Below are 16,834 nucleotides of genomic sequence, written 5' to 3'. Positions count from 1 at the left end.
ATCCGACGGATCGTCTTTCGCCCGACATCCGCAGCGTGCGCCGCACCGTCCCACCGCAACCGGCTCGATCCGCTACGGTCGGCCCATGCGCAGGGACGCCGAGATCGCCACCCGATGCCGGCGCCTTCCCGCCGGCGCGGGACCGGCGGCGCGGGCCGCCCGCGCTTCGGGTCGCCGGGGGCGCGGATGAGCGCTGCGGCGGGCTCACCGGACCGCGGCACCCTGCGGCTGCTCGTCGTGCTGGTCGTCGTGATGAGCGCGGTGGCCGCGTTCGCGGTCGGCGGCCTGATCGCGGTGTCCGGTGTGCAGGTGAGCTGGGGGCGCGACGGCGGCGGCTCGGCCGGGTCGGCGAGGGCGTTGTCCGCGGCCATCGGTCGCCTCGGCGCGGACGACGGCGCGGGGGTAGCGACGCGGCCGTCCTCGGACCTCGCGGCGTCGGACCTCGCGGCGTCGCCGCAACCGGCGCCGACGGCACCGTCCGGGGCCGTCAAACACCCGGTGCCCGGCGGCGGCGTCTCCCCCACGCCGACGACCCCGGCCCCGCTGCGTAGCTGTTCGGCTCCGCCCACCGCTGCGGCCGGCGGGGCGGGAGCACCGATCCTCATCTACCCCCTGTGCTGACCACCGTCGAGGTGCTGACCGGCGTCGAGAGGCTGCCCGGCGTCGAGAGGCTGGCCGGCGTCGAGGCCGGGCTGCCAGTGCGGTGAGCGGCCGGTGAGGGCGATCAGCCGGGTCCACTCGTCGGCGTCGTCCGGCACCGAGACCGGTGTGGCGAAGATGCCGACGACTCGCCAGGCGTCGATCTGGCGGCGCAGGCTGTCGTGGACCCAGCGCACGAGCTCGCGGTTGTTGCCGACGGTCCGCGCCGACGTGGTGTCGCCGGGCAGCCGGCCCGAGGCGTCGATCGCCCGGGCCAGGTCCCAGGCATGAATGAGCAGGTCGGCGGTGAGCTGGAAGGCGTATTCGTCCGCCGGGGTGGGTCCGAACGACAACATCGGGATAGACGCCCAGGCCTCCGGCCGGTCCCAGGCGTCCCGGCTGCGGCGGGCCGTCACCGTCCAGCGCGCGCCCGGATCGTCCCCGAGCTGGTCCCCGTCGAACCGGGTGCCGATGTCCTCCCGGGTGAGACCGGCCAGCATCGGCGGAACCCACAGATGTTCGACGGTGAGGTGGTTGACCAGCGCCCGCACGTCCCACTGTCCGCACGGTGTCGGCGCCGCCCAGGACCCGGGTGGCACGGCCCGCACCTGCGTGTCGAAGATGTCCAGCGCCCAGTCCAGCCACCTGCGACGTTCCGTGACGGTAAGCGTGCCCACCATCGTCGTGCTCCTTCCGCGCCGCATGGCCGACAGCCCACGAGCCGATGCGCCCGGGCCGCGGCTGGCCCCGCCCTGTCCTGCCCTGTCTCTGTGCCTACCCGGACGGTGCGGCCGCACAACCGGCACCGCCCGGTCCGGGTCAGGTGGTCCCGCCGGGGGTGAGGTCGGAGCGTCGGCGGGGACGGGTTCCTGCTCGTCACGCCGGTGCACCGCCGTGTGGTCGCCGAGATCGCCAACGGCCTGGTGCCCGCGTCGCGGCGCCGCGGCCTTGTTCTGGGTCAGCCCCCCGTGGGGGTCGCGGCCGGGCCGACTCCGCGCAGCAGCAGGTCGACCAGCGGCGTGACGTGCGCGGCGAGGGCGCCCCGGGCGGCGGCGTGCTCGTGGGGCGGCATCGCCAGCGCGTGCATGAGCACGCCACCGAACAGGCCCTCGAGCAGCGGCCGGCCGTCGACCCCCGCCGGCAGCTCGCCGCGGCCGATCGCCCGGTCGACGATGCGCTGGGCCGCGTCGTTGTGCTTCGTGACGATCCGTTCGTGGAAGCCGCCCAGATCGAAGGACTCGACGGCGGCGTCCACGGCGATGCGCACCGTCACCCAGCCCATCGGGTCGAGGAAGTGGGCCAGCAGGCTCGACGCCAGGGCGAGCACGTCCCCGCGCAGCGAGCCGGTGTCGTGGTCAACGACGAGCGGGCGAGTGTAGGCGTCGATCGCGTCGACCAGGAGCTGTTCCTTGGTCGGCCACCGCAGGTACATCGACGACTTGCCGACCCCGGCGCGCCCGGCGACGGCGTGCATGGTGAAGCCCGCCCAGCCGGACCGAGCGTACTCGGCCAACGCCGCGTCGAGGACCCGCGCCTGCAGGTCCGGATCCCGGGGCCGCCCGCGCACGGCCTGCCCCGTCGTCGTCTGCACCATCGGTCTCCTCGTCCCCGTCCGCCGGCGGTGTCCCCGTCCGCCGGCGGTGTCGCCGTCCGCCAGCGGTGTCACCCGCCGTCCGGGGTCCATCATCGCGCGGCGGCCGGCGGCAGCCCTTGCGGACGATCAGTGTCCGCAATAACGTTTGTGACCTGCGCTACACCGATGCCAGGAATTCAGTTTCCGGAAGGAGTGCCGGATGGGCACACTCGACGGCAGGACCGCCTTCATCACCGGAGTCGCCCGCGGGCAGGGGCGGGCGCACGCGGTGCGGCTGGCCCGCGAAGGGGCCGACATCATCGGCGTGGACATCTGCGCCGACATCGCGTCGATGGACTATCCGAACGCCTCGGCGGCCGATCTCGCCGAAACCGTGGAGCTCGTCGAGAAGCTGGGCGGGCGGATCGTCGCCCGCCAGGCGGACGTGCGGGACTTCGCCGGGCTCTCCGCCGCTTTCCAGGAGGGGTTCACCGAGTTCGGCCGGGTGGACATCGTCATCGCGAACGCCGGCATCATCCGGCTGTCGCCGGAAAAGGACCCGTTCACCGAGTGGCAGGACGTCATCGACACGAATCTCACCGGCGTCTTCAAGACGGTGCGGGCCGCCTTACCGGCGTTGATCGAGGGCGGCCGCGGTGGGGCGATCGTCCTGACCAGTTCCAGCGCGGGCCTGAAGGGGACGGGCAGTCCGGACGCGGGCCCGCAGGCGTACACGGCGGCCAAGCGCGGCCTGGTCGGGCTCATGCAGGTACTCGCGAACGACCTGGCCAAGCACTGGATCCGGGTGAACACCATCCACCCGACCGGCGTCGCCACCGGAATGACGATGAACGAGTCGATGGCGAAGCTGCTCGCCGAGTCGGACAACGCCACCGCCGCGATGCAGAACGCGCTGCCCATCGAGATCCTCCAGCCCGAGGACATCTCCGACACGGTGGCCTGGCTGGTCTCGGACGCCGCGAAGTACGTCACCGGCGTCGCGCTGCCGATCGACGCCGGCTTCGCGGTGCGCTGAGCGAGCCCGTCCACGCGAGCCCGTCCACCACCGCCCGACCTGCCACGCCACGCCACAGCCCGCCAGCCCACCGCCGCGGGGCGCATCCCATTCGCGGCACTCATCCAGCTCACACCGGCCGCCTGCAATCATCTCCCCTCATGGATGGTCGCCGACTGCCGTCGTTGCCCGTCGAACGGGACGACGCCTGCCACCCCCCGCCGCATGCCGCACAACTGCGCTGGCCGGACGCCGCGTGAGGCGGACTCCCCGCCCGGCGGGGCCGGACGAGTCCGCGCCGCCGGCGGGCATCGTGCCCGCACCCGCGGCGCCGCCCGGCTCCCGGTCGACCGGCCCCGCGGGTGCCGTCGACCTGCCGCGGACGCTGGTGGTGGCGGACAAGTTCCCCCCGGTCCTCGGCGGCATCCAGACGTTCGCCTGTCACCTGACCGCCGGCCTGCCCGCCGACCGGGTCGTCGTCGTCGCGCCGGCGGCGCCCGGCGCCGAGGAGTTCGACCGCACACTGCCCTTCCCCGTGGTCCGGGCCGGTGAGCGGATCCTCACCTCGCCGCGGTCCCGGCGCCTGCTGCGCTCGCTGGTGCGCAGCGAGGGCTGTGACGCCGTCTGGTTCCCCACCGCCGCGCCGTACGGGGTGCTCGGCCCGACGCTGCGCGAGGCGGGCGTCACCAGGGTGGTGGCGTCCAGCCACGGGCACGAGGTCGCCTGGTCCCGGCTGCCGGTGGGCTGGTCGCTCGTGCGCACCGTCGCCGCCCGCGCCGACGTGTTGACGTACCTCACCGCGTTCACCCGGCGCCGGCTGGTCGCCGTCTCCCCGCCGGGCACCACCCTCGCGCGGCTGACCGGCGGCGTCGACACCCGCCGCTTCCGGCCGGGCGCCGGCGGGGCCGACATCCGCCGGGCCCTGGGCTGGTCGGACCGCCCGGTCGTGATCTGCGTGGCCCGAATGGTGCCGCGCAAGGGGCAGGACACCCTCATCCGCGGCTGGACCACCGTGCGGCGCCGCCATCCGGGGGCCCGGCTGCTGCTCGTCGGGCAGGGACCCGCCGAGGGCCGGCTGCGCCGCCTCGCCGGACAGGTGGGGGTGGCCGACGAGGTGCATTTCGCCGGCGCGGTCGGTGAGGAGGAGCTGCCCGCCTACCTCGACGCCGCCGACGTGTTCGCCATGCCGTCTCGCACCCGCTGGCTCGGCCTGGACCTGGAGGGACTCGGCCTGTCCTCCCTGGAGGGGGCGGCCAGCGGGCTGCCCGTCATCACCGGCGCCCAGGGCGGCGCGCCCGACGTCGTCCTGCCCGGCCGCACGGGCGAGGTCGTCGACGGCCGGAACACCGCCGCCGTGGCCCGGGCCGTCGTGGAGCTGCTCGACGACCCCGACCGGGCCGCTCGGATGGGCCTGGCCGGGCGGGAATGGATGCGCGAGGCCTGGAGCTGGGGCGGGCTCGCCGGACGCCTCGCCGGGCTGCTCGCGGGCGGCTCGGGTTCCGATCTCGACGCGGTCACGCGACACTCGGGTGAACTGTCACGGGCGCGTCGCGGAGCCCTCGACGAGAACATGTCGGGGAGCATCGCTCCGGATGGCGTCATCCCGGACGGCACCGGGGCAGACCGGGTCGACATGGGCCAGAGCCACGCCGACGCCAGGACGGGAGGACCGTGATGCGCCAGGCACCGGAGGCGGCGGCAGTGGGCGGCGGGGCGCTGCCCCTGGCGACCCTCGACGCCGCCCCAGCGGCGGTCATCGCCCGGACCGGGGCAGCCGCGCCCGTGGTGCCGGGCGGGGACCTCGTCCTCGCCGGCCCGAGCGGCGCCGTGGCGGTGGCCGTCGCGCCCCGCCGCGGCCGGTTCTGGCTGGTTCGCCCGCTGCTGGCCTGCGCGGCGCCGCTGGTGGCGGCGGTGTGGCTGGTGCGGTCGTGGTCGACCGTGCGGACCGGCATCGACGCGCTGGCCAGCGCCCATCCGTTCTGGCTGGTGGGCGCGGTCGCCGTCGCCCAGCTCACCTGGGTCGCGGGCGCGGCCTGCCAGCAGGGGACGGTGCCGCGGTCGCTGCCGGTCCGCCGGCTGCTCGCCGCCCAAGTGGCGGGCAGCGTGGCCAATCACGTGCTGCCCGCCGGGTTCGGGGTCGGCGCGGTGAAGCTGCGTTTCCTGCACCGGCACGGCTTCTCCCTGCGGGAGTCCCTGACGGCGGTCGGCCTCGACGCCACCGCCGGGGTCACCACCCATCTCGCCGTGCTGGCCGTCCTGCTGGCCGGCGGATTCCTGCCGGTGGACTCCACCCGGCTGCCGGACGGCGGCCCGGTGGCCCTGGGCGTCGCGGTGGCCGCGGCGGCCGTCGCCGTCGCCGCGCTGCTGGGCTGGCTGGTACCGGCGGCCCGCCGGGTGGCGCACGGGGTGTGGGCACGAGTCGTCGACCAGCTACGGTCGATGCGCTCCACGATCCGCTCGCCGAGCCGGGCGGCCCTGCTGTGGGGCGGCTCGGCGGCCATCCCCCTGCTACACGCCGCGACCCTGTGGGCGATCATGCGCGCGCTGCACCTCCCGCTCGGCGTCGGGGCGGTCTTCGCGCTGTACTTCGCCGCCAGCGCCGCCTCGGCCCTGGTCCCCTCGCCGGGCGGCTTCGGCTCGCTGGACGCGGCCCTCACCGCGGCGATCATCGCCGCCGGGCAGTCCCCCGCCGTCGCGCTCGCCGCGGTCCTGGGCTACCGGCTGGTCACCGTGTGGCTACCGATGGCACCCTCGGCCTGCGTGCTGGCGCTGATGGTCCGCCGCGGCCACTTGTAAGCGGGCTAGCCGCCGACGCGCGGACCGTCGGACCGCGCGGGACCAGCCGCCGCGGCCTCAGGACCGGCCGCCGCAGCTTCGGGACCGGCCGCCGCGGCCTCGGGACCGGTGCCGCTCGGGGCCGGGGAGGCGGTCCCGTCCGGCGCGGCCGGCTGGTCGGCGAAGGCCGCGCCGGTCTCTCGCAGCGGCACCTCCTTGAGCAGCAGGGACAGCACGAAGGCGAGGACCAGCACGGCGGCACCGACCAGGAAGGCGACTGTGATCGCCTCGGTGAAGCCGGCCTTGAACGGGTGGGTCAGCACCGGGTCGAGTCCGTGGAGGAACGAGGTGTCGTTGAGGCTGCCCGAGCCACCCGAGGACGCCGACCCGAGCACCTTGAGCTGGTCGGGATGGCTGCGCGCGGCCGCGTCGAACGCCGCCGTGCCGCGCGCGTCCGCGTACGCGGAGGTGATCCGGGAGCCGACGATCGAGTACACGATCGACAGGAACACCGCCACGCCGAGGGTGCCGCCGAGCTGCCGGAAGAACGTCGTCGAGGAGGTCGCCACCCCGATGTCCCGCGGCGGCACGGCGTTCTGCATCGCCAGGACGATCGTCTGCATGTTCAGGCCCAGCCCGGCGCCGACGACGAACATCGCCAGATCGACGTAGACGAGGCTGCTGTCGGCCGACAGCCGCCACAGCAACAGCATCCCGACGACGAGCAGCGCCGAGCCGATCACGGGCAGGATCTTGTAACGGCCGGTCCGCGCGGTGATCTGTCCCGCCACGAGCGAGAGCAGCATGATGCCCAGGACCAGCGGGAGGGTGAGCAGGCCGGCCTTGGTCGGCGAGTTCCCCTTGACGAGCTGCAGGTAGAGGGGGATCAGGGTGATCCCGCCGAACATGCCGATCCCGATGATCGCCGACTGGGCTGATCCGACGGCGAAGACCCCGTTGCGGAACAGCCGGGGCGGCAGCAGGGCATCGTCCTTCGCGCGCCGCTCCGCGACCACGAACGCGGCGATGCCGACCAGCCCGATCGCGTAGCAGGCCAGCGAGGAGCCCGCGCCCCAGCCCCACTCGCGGCCCTGCTCGGCGACGATGAGCAGCGGCACCAGGGCGACGATGAGCGTCAGGGCGCCGGGGTAGTCGATGCGGTGCTCGCGGCGCTCGTGGGAGATGTGCAGGACCCGCGCGACGACGACGAGCGCGCCGATGCCGATCGGCACGTTGATCAGGAAGATCCACCGCCAGCCGGCGACGCCGAGCAGCGTGTCCTGGCCGGCCAGCGCGCCGCCGACGACGGGTCCGAGGACGCTGGACGTGCCGAACACCGCCATGAAGTAGCCCTGGTACTTCGCCCGCTCCCGCGGCGGGATGATGTCGCCGACGATCGCCAGGGCGAGCGAGAACAGGCCGCCGGCCCCGATGCCCTGCACCGCCCGGAACGCGGCGAGCATGTACATCGACGTCGCGAAGGTACACAGCGCCGAGCCGGTGATGAACACGGCGATCGCGAACAGGAAGAACGGTTTGCGCCCATACAGGTCGGACAGCTTGCCGTACAGCGGGGTGGCGATCGTCGAGGTGATCAGGAAGGCGGTGGTGACCCACGCCTGCGCGGTCAGCCCGTGCAGGCTCTCGCCGATCCGGTAGATCGCCGTGGAGACGACCGTCTGGTCCAGCGCCGCGAGGAACATCCCCAGCAGCAGGCCGGAGAGGATGACCATGATCTGGCGGTGCGAGTAGCCGCCGTGCGCGGTGGGCCCGGCGGCGTTGGTTTCACCGGCGTCGATGCCACCGGCGGCGTCCGTGCCACCGGCGGCATCCATGCCACCGGCGGCAGTGGCTTTCCCGGCAGTGGAGGTCATGCGGGTGTCTCCTCTCGACCTGCCGGTCGCGGTCCGGGTCGGCGGAGTGCCACGACGGCGACGGCCGCACCGGATCCACTACCGGAATGCTCCTCCCGCGGGCGTTAAACCACGTTCCGCCCACGACGCTTCTGGCCATCCTGCCCCGCGCGGGGCCCGCCGTCCCACGACCCGGCACGGGACAGCATCGTCGACCGCACCGTCGATCCCGGCCCGGCCGGTCACACGGCGCTCGGCCGGTAGAGGCGGGCGTAGGCACCGCCGTCGGCAAGCAGGTCGCGGTGGGTGCCGTCCTCGACGACGCGGCCGTGGTCCATGACGTAGATGCGGTCGGCGTCGATCACCGTCGACAGCCGGTGGGCGATCACCAGGCAGGTCCGGCCGACGGCGAGCCGGTCCAGCGCCGTGCGGACCGCGGCCTCGGAGACGGTGTCCAGCGCGGACGTCGCCTCGTCGAGAACCAGCACCTGCGGCGACTGCAGCAGGACGCGGGCGATGGCGAGCCGCTGGCGCTCGCCGCCGGACAGCCGGTAGCCCCGCGCGCCGACCCGGGTCGCCAGCCCCTCGGGCAGCCGGTCGAGCAGGGCGGACAGGCTGGCCGCGTCGAGGGCGGCCCGCAGCTCGTCGTCGGTCGCGTCCAGCCGGCCGTAGCGGAGGTTCGCCGCGATCGTGNCGTGGAACAGGTGCGGATCCTGCGGGACCACGCCGATCGCCGCGTGCAGCCGGGCCGGCGGGATCGCGTCGAGCGGCACGCCGCCGAGCAGGACCCGGCCTCGCTGCGGGCGGTGCACCCCGCTGGCGAGGTAGGCGATCGTCGTCTTGCCCGCGCCGCTGGCGCCGACGACGGCCGTGGTCGTCCCAGCCGCGACCCGCAGTGTCACCCCCCGCAGGTTCCAGGACGGGTCGTCGGGGCCGGGGCGCTCGCGCGCCGCGGCGTCCGCCGCCCGCGCGGGCTCCGGCACGGCCTGGTCGTAGGCGAACCACACCTCGTCGAGCGCCAGGTCGAGGCCCACCGGTACCGCGGCCGCACCCACGCCCGAGCTCGGGGCCGGGGCCAGCGGCCGGGGCACGGCGATGGCGGTCGGCGGCCCGGCGAGCATCGTTGCGGCCTCGTCCTCGGGCACGTCGAGCAGGGCGAAGATCCGACGGAAGGAGGCCCCGGCGCCGGCCAGCTCGGAGCGCAGGTCGACGGCGGAGGACAGCGGGCCGAACGACACCAGCAACGCGCCGCCGAGGGCGGCGACCGTGCCGAGCGTCGTCCGCTCGGAGGAGACCAGCCAGGCGCCGAGAGTGACCACGGCGGTCATCGTCGCGACGATGCCGAGATTGACCAGGAACCGGACCCGGGAGGTGAGCCGGGCCTGTTCCCGGGCGGCGGCGAGCAACTCGGCGCCGGCCGCGTCGAACCGCTGCAGCTCGTAGTCGACCCGGTCGAACAGCCGCACGTGCAGCGCCCCGGATACCGACGCGGTGTCGGACACCTGCGCCATGAGCTGGCCGTCGAGTTCCCGCTGGCGCTGCGACAGCGCGGCCAGGCGGCGCCGCCCGGACCGGATGATCACCAGGGTGGCCGGGGCGAACACCATTACCGCGAGGCTGAGCCGCCAGTCCAGCGCGAAGACGACGGCGGTGCCGACGACGATGTCCGCGAGCCGGCAGATGACCGCCTGCACGGTCGCGGAGATCGCGTTCTGGGCGGCCAGGACATCCGAGGACATCACCGTCATCACCTCGCCCTGCTGGCTGCGGGGGAAGAAGGCGAACGGCAGCCGCTGCAGGTGGGCGTTGACGGTCTGGCGGATGCGCACGGAGACGACCCCGCCGAGCCGGGCGATGAGCGCCATCCGCAGGGACAGCACGGTCGACTCGAACACCAGCACGGCGCACAGCAGCAGGACGGGGACGGCGAGGTCGCGCACCCGGCCGGTCGGCAGCGAGGTGTCGATGAGGTGGCGCAGGATGAACGGCCCCGCGGCGACCGCCGCCGACCCGAGCACGGACAGGCCGACGAGAGCGGCCACGACCCGCCCCTGGTCGGCGAAGAAGCGCTCGCTGCGCCGGGCCTCGGCCGCGCCGGTCAGCCGGGCGAGCACGCGGGCGTGCAGGACAGTCACTCTCGACGGGACGGGCGGCGGCTGGCTGGGCACGGGGAGAGGCTATGCGGCCGCGGGCGGCGGGCCTCGGGCGGCCCGAGGCGGCCTCACCACAACCACCCGCGACGGGCAGCTTACATTCTGAAACAGAGGGAACACAATCCGTAGCCTGTTCTGTGCACGGACGCCCCTGCCCACCCGGCTGGTTCCCACGGCCACGACAAGCCCGGTCAGCCGGTCGCTCGGGCCGTCCGGCCCCGCGACGCCATCCATCCACGCGATCCACCCGCCGGTCGGGTCCGCGGACGCGGGCTTGAAGAGGGGGAACCCATGAGTTGGTCCCGCACGTCACGTCGGTGCCCGTCACGCACCTTCGTCCTGGCCGCCACCCTGACGGCGGCGCTCGCCTCGCCCGGCCTGCTCGGCACGGGCGCCGCCGCGACACCGACCGGCGCCCCGGGCGGCCCGGGGCCGACGGGCAGCCCCGCCACCGCGAGCGCCGCCACCACGAGCCCCGGTGCTTCAAGCTCCGCCGCTTCAAGCTCCGCCGCTTCGAGCCCCGCGGGCGGCGGCTGCCCGTCCTACCCGTCGACGGCCGGTCCGCTGGGTAGCTGGCAGACCGTCACCGCCCTGCCCGCTCCCCGCGCCCACCTCGCCGCCACCACCGGCTGCGACGGGCGGATCTATGCGATCGGCGGCCAGGAGACCGCCGGGGTCGCGGGCGGCGCCGGCGGCGCGTCGGGTTCGGCCACCGGCTCGCCCACCCAGAGCGCCTCCCCGTCGAGCGCCTCTGCTTCCCCGACCTCGACTCCCTCCCCGACCTCGACCTCGACCTCGTCTGGGTCGACCTCGACGCCGACCTCAACGCCGACCTCGACCCGGACGGGGTCGCCGACGGCGCCCGCGGGCGGTCCGACCACCACCTCGACGATCATCCCGGGCGCGTTGACCGGAGAACCGACGTTCGGCCCGTTGTCCAACGCGCCGAACGCGCCCGGCGGCAACGGCGCACCGCCCTCCACCGACTCGCCCACCGCCACCTCCTCGTCCACCGACACCTCCTCGCCCACCGGCGGGTCGTCGGTGACGCCGAGCACCCCGTCGTCGGCCACGCCGAGCGGGTCGCCGACCGGCACCGGCTCGCCGAGTGCGGCGCCCGGCGCGGCCGCCGCGCCGGTGGGCACCGTCCAGGTCTTCGATCCGGGCAAGAAGGCCTGGACGGACGCGGCCGGCCTGCCGACCCCGCGGACGCATCTCGCCGCGGCGACCGGCACCGACGGCCGGATCTACGCGATCGGTGGCCGATCCGGTGCCGGGAACGACCCGACGGACACCGTCGAGGTCTACACGCCGTCCAGCGGCACCTGGACGAGCGGGACGGCGCTGCCCAAGCCGATGGGTGAGCCGCGGGCGACCCGCGCGACCGACGGGAAGATCTACGTCCTCGACGGCGACACGCTGGCGATCTACGACCCCGACGCCGCGAGCTGGACCACGGCGGATGCGCCGCCGACCCCCGTCACGGCACCGGTCCTCACCGCTCTGCCCGACGGCCGCATCCTCGCCGCCGGTGGCAGCGCGGCGGGTGGCGGCCCGACCGGCCGCGCCTCATCCGGCGTGTACGCCTACACGCCCGGCACGGGTGGCAGCGGATCCTGGACCCAGGTGTCCGACCTGCCGACCGGGGTGACCCAGGCCGCCGGCGCCACCGGGCCGGACGGACGGGTGTACGTCGTCGGCGGCCGGGACGCGGGTGGCGACGTCACCGACGCGGTGCAGGTCTACTCCCCGGACGACGACCAGTGGACCGCCGGCCCCACGGGTGCGGCCGCCAAGCGGGCGGACGCCGCCGCGACCACCGGCGGTGACGGCCGGGTGTACGTGCTGGGCGGCACGGCCGGCGGTGACGTCCTGGACACGGTGGGGGCCCTGAGCGAGTAGGTCCCCGACCCACCTGGGTGGGGCGGTCGGCACGGCGCCGGCCGCCCCACCCGGCGGCAACCACGAGCCGCGCGACCGGTCGGCCGCAGCGGGAACGGACGCATTCCACGACGGGGACGGACGCGGCGGGAACGGACGCATTCCGCGGCGGCCGGGCGGGTATTCGTGAAGCCGCCGGAAAACCGGCCGACAGGTCCTTCCGTGAATGATTGTCACGACACCGCGGAAGCCGTTCCCTCAGTAGCCCGAAAATTCCCGTAACCGTACGACGGAAATTACCTTTAGCGGATCTAAAGTCAGTTGTTAGTCCGTGCTCCTACGCTGGCAGACGTTCCGAGAAATGTGCCGTCCGAGGGCGGCGCGTCGGGGGTCTGAACGTTCACGACGAGGAGCGCCCCAGCGATGAGCAGTGGATCAGCCGTGTCCGCGAACGCTGACGACACCCCCCGGGGAGCGGGAGACCCGATTGCGGTGGTGGGCCTGGCGTGCCGACTGCCCGCGGCGCCCGACCCGGCGGCGTTCTGGCGCCTGCTGCGCGCCGGCGGCGACGCGGTCGACCGCGACCCGGCTGTTCCCCGCCGGCTCGGCGCCGCCTTCGGCGCTCACCTCGACGACGTCTACGGATTCGAGCCGGAGTTCTTCGGCATCGCGCCGCGGGAGGCCGCGCAGCTCGATCCGCAGCAGCGGCTGGTGCTGGAGCTCGCCTGGGAGGCGGTCGAGGAGGCCGGCCTGCGCCCGGCGACGCTGGCCGGCAGCCGCACCGGGGTCTTCGTCGGCGCGATCACGAGCGACTACGCCACCCGGGTGCTGCGCGCCGGCCCGGGCGCCGTCACCCGGCACACCCTCACCGGGCAGAGCCGGGGGATCATCGCCAACCGGGTCTCCTACACCCTGGACCTGCGCGGCCCGAGTCTGACGGTGGACGCCGCCCAGGCGTCGTCGCTGGTGGCCGTGCATCTCGCGGCGGACAGCCTGCGCCGGGGCGAGTGCGACCTCGCGCTCGCCGGCGGCGTACAGCTCAACCTCGTGCCGGACAGCACCGACGCCGCCGACCGGTTCGGTGCGCTGTCCCCGGACGGCCGCTGCTATACCTTCGACGCGCGGGCGAGCGGGTACGTGCGCGGCGAGGGCGGCGGCATCGTGCTGCTCAAGCGGCTCTCCTCCGCCCTCGCGGACGGTGACACGATCCACGCGGTGATCCGCGGCGGCGCGGTCAACAGCGACGGCGCCACCGACGGACTGACCCTGCCCAGCGAGGATGGCCAGGCTCGGGTCCTGCGCCAGGCCGCGCGGGCGGCGGGCGTCGAGCCCCGCGACATCCAGTACGTGGAACTGCACGGGACGGGCACGCCGGTCGGGGACCCGATCGAGGCCACCGCGCTGGGTCGCGCGTTCGGCGCCGGACGGCCCGCCGACGCGCCGCTGCACGTCGGCTCGGCAAAGACGAACGTCGGTCATCTCGAAGGTGCCAGCGGCATCGTCGGCCTGCTCAAGACGGTGCTGGCGATCTCGCACCGGGAGCTGCCGCCGAGCCTCAACTTCGCCACCCCCAACCCCGACATCGCGTTCGACGAGCTGCGGCTGCGGGTGCACACCGACCACGGCTCCTGGCCGGCCGGGGACCGGCCGCTGGTCGCCGGCGTGAGCTCGTTCGGGATGGGCGGGACGAACTGCCACCTCATCGTCGCCGAGCCCCCGCCGGCCGAGACCCCGCCGGCCGAGACCCCGCCGGCCGAGACCCCGCCGGCCGAGATCGCGGACGGGGCGGGTCCGGGCGAGGCAGCGCAGGCGCTGCCGTGGCCGGTGTCGGGCCGCGACGAGGCCGCGCTGCGCGCGCAGGCCGGGCGTTTGTACGACCTGCTGACCGCCCACGAACTGCCGGCCGCCCACGAGCCGCCAGCCGATCACGAGCCGCCGGCCGACCGGTCCGAGCCGGTGGACGGCACGAACGGGGCCGCCCCCGCCGCGCCGCGGCCGGCGTTCGACCCGGTCGACGTCGGCCACTCCCTGGTCACCACCCGCACGGCCTTCGAACGGCGGGCGGTCGTGGTCGCCACCAGCCCGGCGGAGTTCCTCACCGCCCTGCGCCGGCTGCGCGACGGCGAGCAGGACGCCGCGCTCGTCACGGGCCCGCCCGACGGCGCCGCCGACCGCGGCGGGGTCGTGCTCGTCCTGCCCGGGCAGGGGTCGCAGTGGGCCGGCATGGCCCGCGAGCTGCTCGCCACCTCGCCGGTGTTCGCGGAGCGGATCGCCGCCTGCGCCGAGGCGCTCGCCCCCCACGTCGACTGGTCGCTNCCCGACGTGCTAGCCGGGGCCACGGGCGCGCCGCCGCTGGACCGGGTGGACGTGGTGCAGCCGGCGCTGTTCGCCGTCATGACGGCGCTGGCGGCGGTGTGGCGCTCGTACGGGGTGCGGCCGGACGCGGTGATCGGGCACTCCCAGGGCGAGATCGCCGCCGCCCACCTGGCCGGCGCGCTCACGCTGGCCGACGCGGCGGCCGTGGTGGCCCGGCGCAGCCGGGTGCTGGGGGAGCTCGCCGGGACCGGGGCGATGGCGTCGATCCCGCTGCCGGCGGCGGCCGTGCTCGAGCGCCTCGGCGGCCCGGACGCCGTGCTGGCGGTGGCGGCGGTGAACGGCCCGTCGTCGACCGTCGTCTCCGGCGACCCGGCCGCACTGGACGAACTCATCGCCGGCTACGCCGCGGACGGCGTGGACGTGCGGCGCATCCCGGTGGACTATGCCTCGCACTCGCCGCAGGTGGCGGCCGTCGAGGCACCGCTGCTGGACCTGCTGGCGGGCATCACGCCGCGATCGGGCGACGTCACGTTCTACTCGACGGTCACGGGCGAGGCGGTGGACACGTCTCGGCTCGACGCCGGCTACTGGTACGCGAACCTGCGCGGGACGGTGCGCTTCGACGCGGCGGTGCGCGCCGCGCTGGCCGCCGGCCACCGGACGTTCGTCGAGGTCAGCCCGCATCCGGTGCTGACCGGCGGCATCCGGGCGATCGTCGAGGACGCGGCGCGTTCGGCCTCGGGCGGCGGCGCGGCACCGGCCGCGGTGGTCGGGACGCTGCGCCGAGACGACGGTGGGCTGCACCGGTTCCTCCGCTCGCTGGCCGAGGTCCACGTCGCCGGGGGCGCGGTGGACCTGGCCGCGGCGTACCCGGCGCGGGCGCGGCGCGTCCCGTTGCCCACCTACCCGTTCCAGCGTCGGACCTTCGAGGTGGACGTGCCCGAGCGGCCGACGGACGCGAACGCCGGACCCGGCACGCGGCCGACGGACGCGAACGCCGGACCCGGCACACCGCCGGCGGCCGGCGGCGCGGCCCCGAGCTCCGCGCTCGCCCGCCGGCTGGCCGGGCTGCCCGCGCCGGAGGCCGACCGGGTGCTGATCGACGTGATCGGCGCGAGCCTGGCGATCGTGCTGGGTCACACCGCCGGCAGCGTGCAGGCGGACCGGACCTTCGCCGACCTCGGGTTCGACTCGGTGAGCGCCGTGGAGTTCCGCGACCGGCTGGCGGCGGCGACCGGGGTCGCGCTGCCGACCACGCTGACCTTCGACTACCCGACCCCGCGACGCCTCGCCGGATACCTGCGCGCGGCGCTGACCGGCACCGACCAGCCGGCCGCGGTCGTCGGAGCGACCGGGCCGGACGGTCCGGGCCGATCGGGCGACGAGCCGATCGCGATCGTGGCGGCCGCGGGCCGCTGGCCGGGCGGCGCGCGCTCACCGGAGCAGCTCTGGGATCTGCTGGAAGCCCGGGTGGACGCGATCGGGCCGTTCCCGACCGACCGCGGCTGGGACCTCACCGCCCTGCACGATCCGGACCTCACCCGGCCGGGCACCTCCTACACCCGCCACGGCGGGTTCCTGCCCGACGCCGCCGAGTTCGACGCGGACTTCTTCGGGATCTCCCCGCGGGAGGCGACCGCGATGGACCCTCAGCAGCGGCTGCTGCTGGAGACGTCCTGGGAGGCCCTGGAGCGGGCCGGGATCGACCCGGTCACGCTGCGGGGGACCGCCACCGGCGTGTTCGCGGGCGTCACCCCGCACGACTACGGCCCGCGGCTCGTCGAGGCGCCGGACGGCTACGGGGGCTACGTGCTCACCGGCAGCCTGACCTCGGTCGTCTCCGGCCGGATCGCCTACACCCTGGGGTTGGAGGGCCCGGCGGTGACGGTGGACACCGCCTGCTCGTCGTCGCTGGTCTCGATCCACCTCGCCGCCCAGGCGCTGCGCGGCGGGGANTGCACCCTGGCCCTGGCGGGCGGNGTCACCGTCATGNCNNCGCCGGGCATGTTCNNNGAGTTCTCCCGCCAGCGCGGGCTGGCCCCGGACGGGCGGTGCAAGCCGTTCGCCGCCGCCGCCGACGGCACCGCCTGGGCCGAAGGCGTCGGCGTGGTGGTGCTCGAGCGGTTGTCCGACGCCCGCCGGCTGGGTCACCGCGTGCTCGCGGTGGTCCGCGGCAGCGCGGTGAACTCCGACGGCGCCTCCAACGGGCTGACCGCGCCGAACGGGCCGTCCCAGCAGCGGGTCATCCGCGCGGCCCTGGCCGCCGCCGGCCTCACCCCCGCCGACGTCGACGCCGTCGAGGCCCACGGCACCGGCACCACCCTCGGCGACCCCATCGAAGCCCAGGCCATCCTCGCCACCTACGGNGCCGACCGCCCCGCCGACCGCCCCCTCCGGCTCGGCAGCCTCAAATCCAACATCGGCCACACCCAGGCCGCCGCCGGCGTCACCGGCGTGATCAAGCTGCTGGAGGCGCTGCGGCACGGCCGCCTGCCCGCGACGCTGCACGTGGACGCGCCCACCCCCCACGTCGACTGGTCCCCCGGCACCGTCACCCTGCTCACCGAACCCGCCGACTGGCCCACCACCCCCGACCGACCCCGGCGCGCCGCCGTCTCCGCCTTCGGCA

The 16,834-nt window shown here is 75.3% G+C and carries 10 protein-coding genes and 5 pseudogenes; 9 read left to right on the top strand and 6 right to left on the bottom strand.

Translation table 11 applies throughout. The features are described 5' to 3' along the window. The first annotated feature begins 186 nt into the window (after positions 1-186). Positions 187-621 (top strand): hypothetical protein, encoded by a 435-nt coding sequence (locus UK82_RS25760; RefSeq protein ID WP_055409892.1) that lies wholly within the window; start codon positions 187-189, stop codon positions 619-621. On the opposite strand, the gene UK82_RS25755 is transcribed toward UK82_RS25760, so the two are convergent. Continuing rightward, on the bottom strand, positions 606-1,319 hold the full coding sequence (locus UK82_RS25755) for a TIGR03086 family metal-binding protein (protein WP_055409841.1): 714 nt from the start codon (positions 1,317-1,319) through the stop codon (positions 606-608). The two genes, UK82_RS25760 and UK82_RS25755, sit on opposite strands and share 16 nt — an antisense overlap. A 278-nt stretch (positions 1,320-1,597) precedes the next feature. Next, entirely contained in the window at positions 1,598-2,233 is a 636-nt protein-coding gene (locus UK82_RS25750) for a TetR/AcrR family transcriptional regulator (protein WP_044885686.1), read from the bottom strand. Positions 2,234-2,432: 199 nt separating this feature from the next. Between UK82_RS25750 and UK82_RS25745 the strand changes: the two genes are divergently transcribed. From UK82_RS25745 to UK82_RS25735, 3 genes are all read left to right on the top strand, one after another. Continuing rightward, positions 2,433-3,248: a mycofactocin-coupled SDR family oxidoreductase gene (locus tag UK82_RS25745; RefSeq protein WP_044885685.1), complete on the top strand. Its 816-nt coding sequence runs from the start codon at positions 2,433-2,435 to the stop codon at positions 3,246-3,248. A gap of 235 nt (positions 3,249-3,483) precedes the next feature. Further along, on the top strand, positions 3,484-4,902 hold the full coding sequence (locus UK82_RS25740; RefSeq protein ID WP_370657188.1) for a glycosyltransferase family 4 protein: 1,419 nt from the start codon (positions 3,484-3,486) through the stop codon (positions 4,900-4,902). Continuing rightward, positions 4,902-6,023, top strand: a complete 1,122-nt coding sequence (locus UK82_RS25735) for a lysylphosphatidylglycerol synthase transmembrane domain-containing protein (RefSeq protein ID WP_236706441.1) — start codon at positions 4,902-4,904, stop codon at positions 6,021-6,023. Before UK82_RS25740 ends, UK82_RS25735 begins: the two co-directional genes overlap by 1 nt. Before the next feature lie 5 nt (positions 6,024-6,028). On the opposite strand, the gene UK82_RS25730 is transcribed toward UK82_RS25735, so the two are convergent. The 4 genes and pseudogenes from UK82_RS25730 to UK82_RS42120 all read right to left on the bottom strand — a co-directional run bounded on the left by UK82_RS25730 (position 6,029) and on the right by UK82_RS42120 (position 11,153). Next, positions 6,029-7,876: an MDR family MFS transporter gene (locus UK82_RS25730; RefSeq protein ID WP_052681132.1), complete on the bottom strand. Its 1,848-nt coding sequence runs from the start codon at positions 7,874-7,876 to the stop codon at positions 6,029-6,031. 221 nt (positions 7,877-8,097) lie between these two features. Beyond that, positions 8,098-8,548: pseudogene (locus UK82_RS40210) on the bottom strand (ATP-binding cassette domain-containing protein); the annotation flags it as partial. Position 8,549: 1 nt separating this feature from the next. Beyond that, on the bottom strand, positions 8,550-10,023 hold a 1,474-nt coding region (locus tag UK82_RS25725; protein WP_236706440.1), incomplete at its 3' end, for an ABC transporter ATP-binding protein. A 629-nt stretch (positions 10,024-10,652) separates the two neighbouring features. Continuing rightward, positions 10,653-11,153 (bottom strand): hypothetical protein, encoded by a 501-nt coding sequence (locus UK82_RS42120; RefSeq protein ID WP_313949840.1) that lies wholly within the window; start codon positions 11,151-11,153, stop codon positions 10,653-10,655. On the opposite strand from UK82_RS42120, the gene UK82_RS42115 reads away from it, so the two are divergent. From UK82_RS42115 to UK82_RS40180, 5 genes and pseudogenes are all read left to right on the top strand, one after another. Continuing rightward, positions 11,146-11,910 carry a kelch repeat-containing protein gene (locus UK82_RS42115; protein WP_313949839.1) on the top strand — a complete coding sequence of 255 codons (765 nt, stop codon included), beginning with the start codon at positions 11,146-11,148 and terminating at the stop codon, positions 11,908-11,910. The two genes, UK82_RS42120 and UK82_RS42115, sit on opposite strands and share 8 nt — an antisense overlap. A 402-nt stretch (positions 11,911-12,312) precedes the next feature. Beyond that, a pseudogene (locus tag UK82_RS40205) lies at positions 12,313-14,204 on the top strand (type I polyketide synthase); the annotation flags it as partial. A 1-nt stretch (position 14,205) separates the two neighbouring features. Further along, positions 14,206-16,160: pseudogene (locus UK82_RS40200) on the top strand (acyltransferase domain-containing protein); the annotation flags it as partial. A gap of 58 nt (positions 16,161-16,218) precedes the next feature. Further along, positions 16,219-16,571 (top strand): annotated as a pseudogene (locus UK82_RS40185) (beta-ketoacyl synthase N-terminal-like domain-containing protein); the annotation flags it as partial. 1 nt (position 16,572) lies between these two features. Beyond that, positions 16,573-16,834, top strand: a pseudogene (locus tag UK82_RS40180) (polyketide synthase); the annotation flags it as partial.

The organism is Frankia sp. ACN1ag (assembly GCF_001414035.1).
Lineage (GTDB): Bacteria > Actinomycetota > Actinomycetes > Frankiales > Frankiaceae > Frankia > Frankia torreyi.
The sequence above is the reverse complement of the archived record's forward strand: the minus strand, read 5'-3'. Positions and strand labels throughout refer to the sequence as shown.

Coding starts and splice junctions, on each gene's coding strand:
- UK82_RS25730 (WP_052681132.1), bottom strand. CDS start 7,876: ATGACCTCCACTGCCGGGAAAGCCACTGCCGCCGGTGGCATGGATGCC.
- UK82_RS25760 (WP_055409892.1), top strand. CDS start 187: ATGAGCGCTGCGGCGGGCTCACCGGACCGCGGCACCCTGCGGCTGCTC.
- UK82_RS25735 (WP_236706441.1), top strand. CDS start 4,902: ATGCGCCAGGCACCGGAGGCGGCGGCAGTGGGCGGCGGGGCGCTGCCC.
- UK82_RS25755 (WP_055409841.1), bottom strand. CDS start 1,319: ATGGTGGGCACGCTTACCGTCACGGAACGTCGCAGGTGGCTGGACTGG.
- UK82_RS25750 (WP_044885686.1), bottom strand. CDS start 2,233: ATGGTGCAGACGACGACGGGGCAGGCCGTGCGCGGGCGGCCCCGGGAT.
- UK82_RS25745 (WP_044885685.1), top strand. CDS start 2,433: ATGGGCACACTCGACGGCAGGACCGCCTTCATCACCGGAGTCGCCCGC.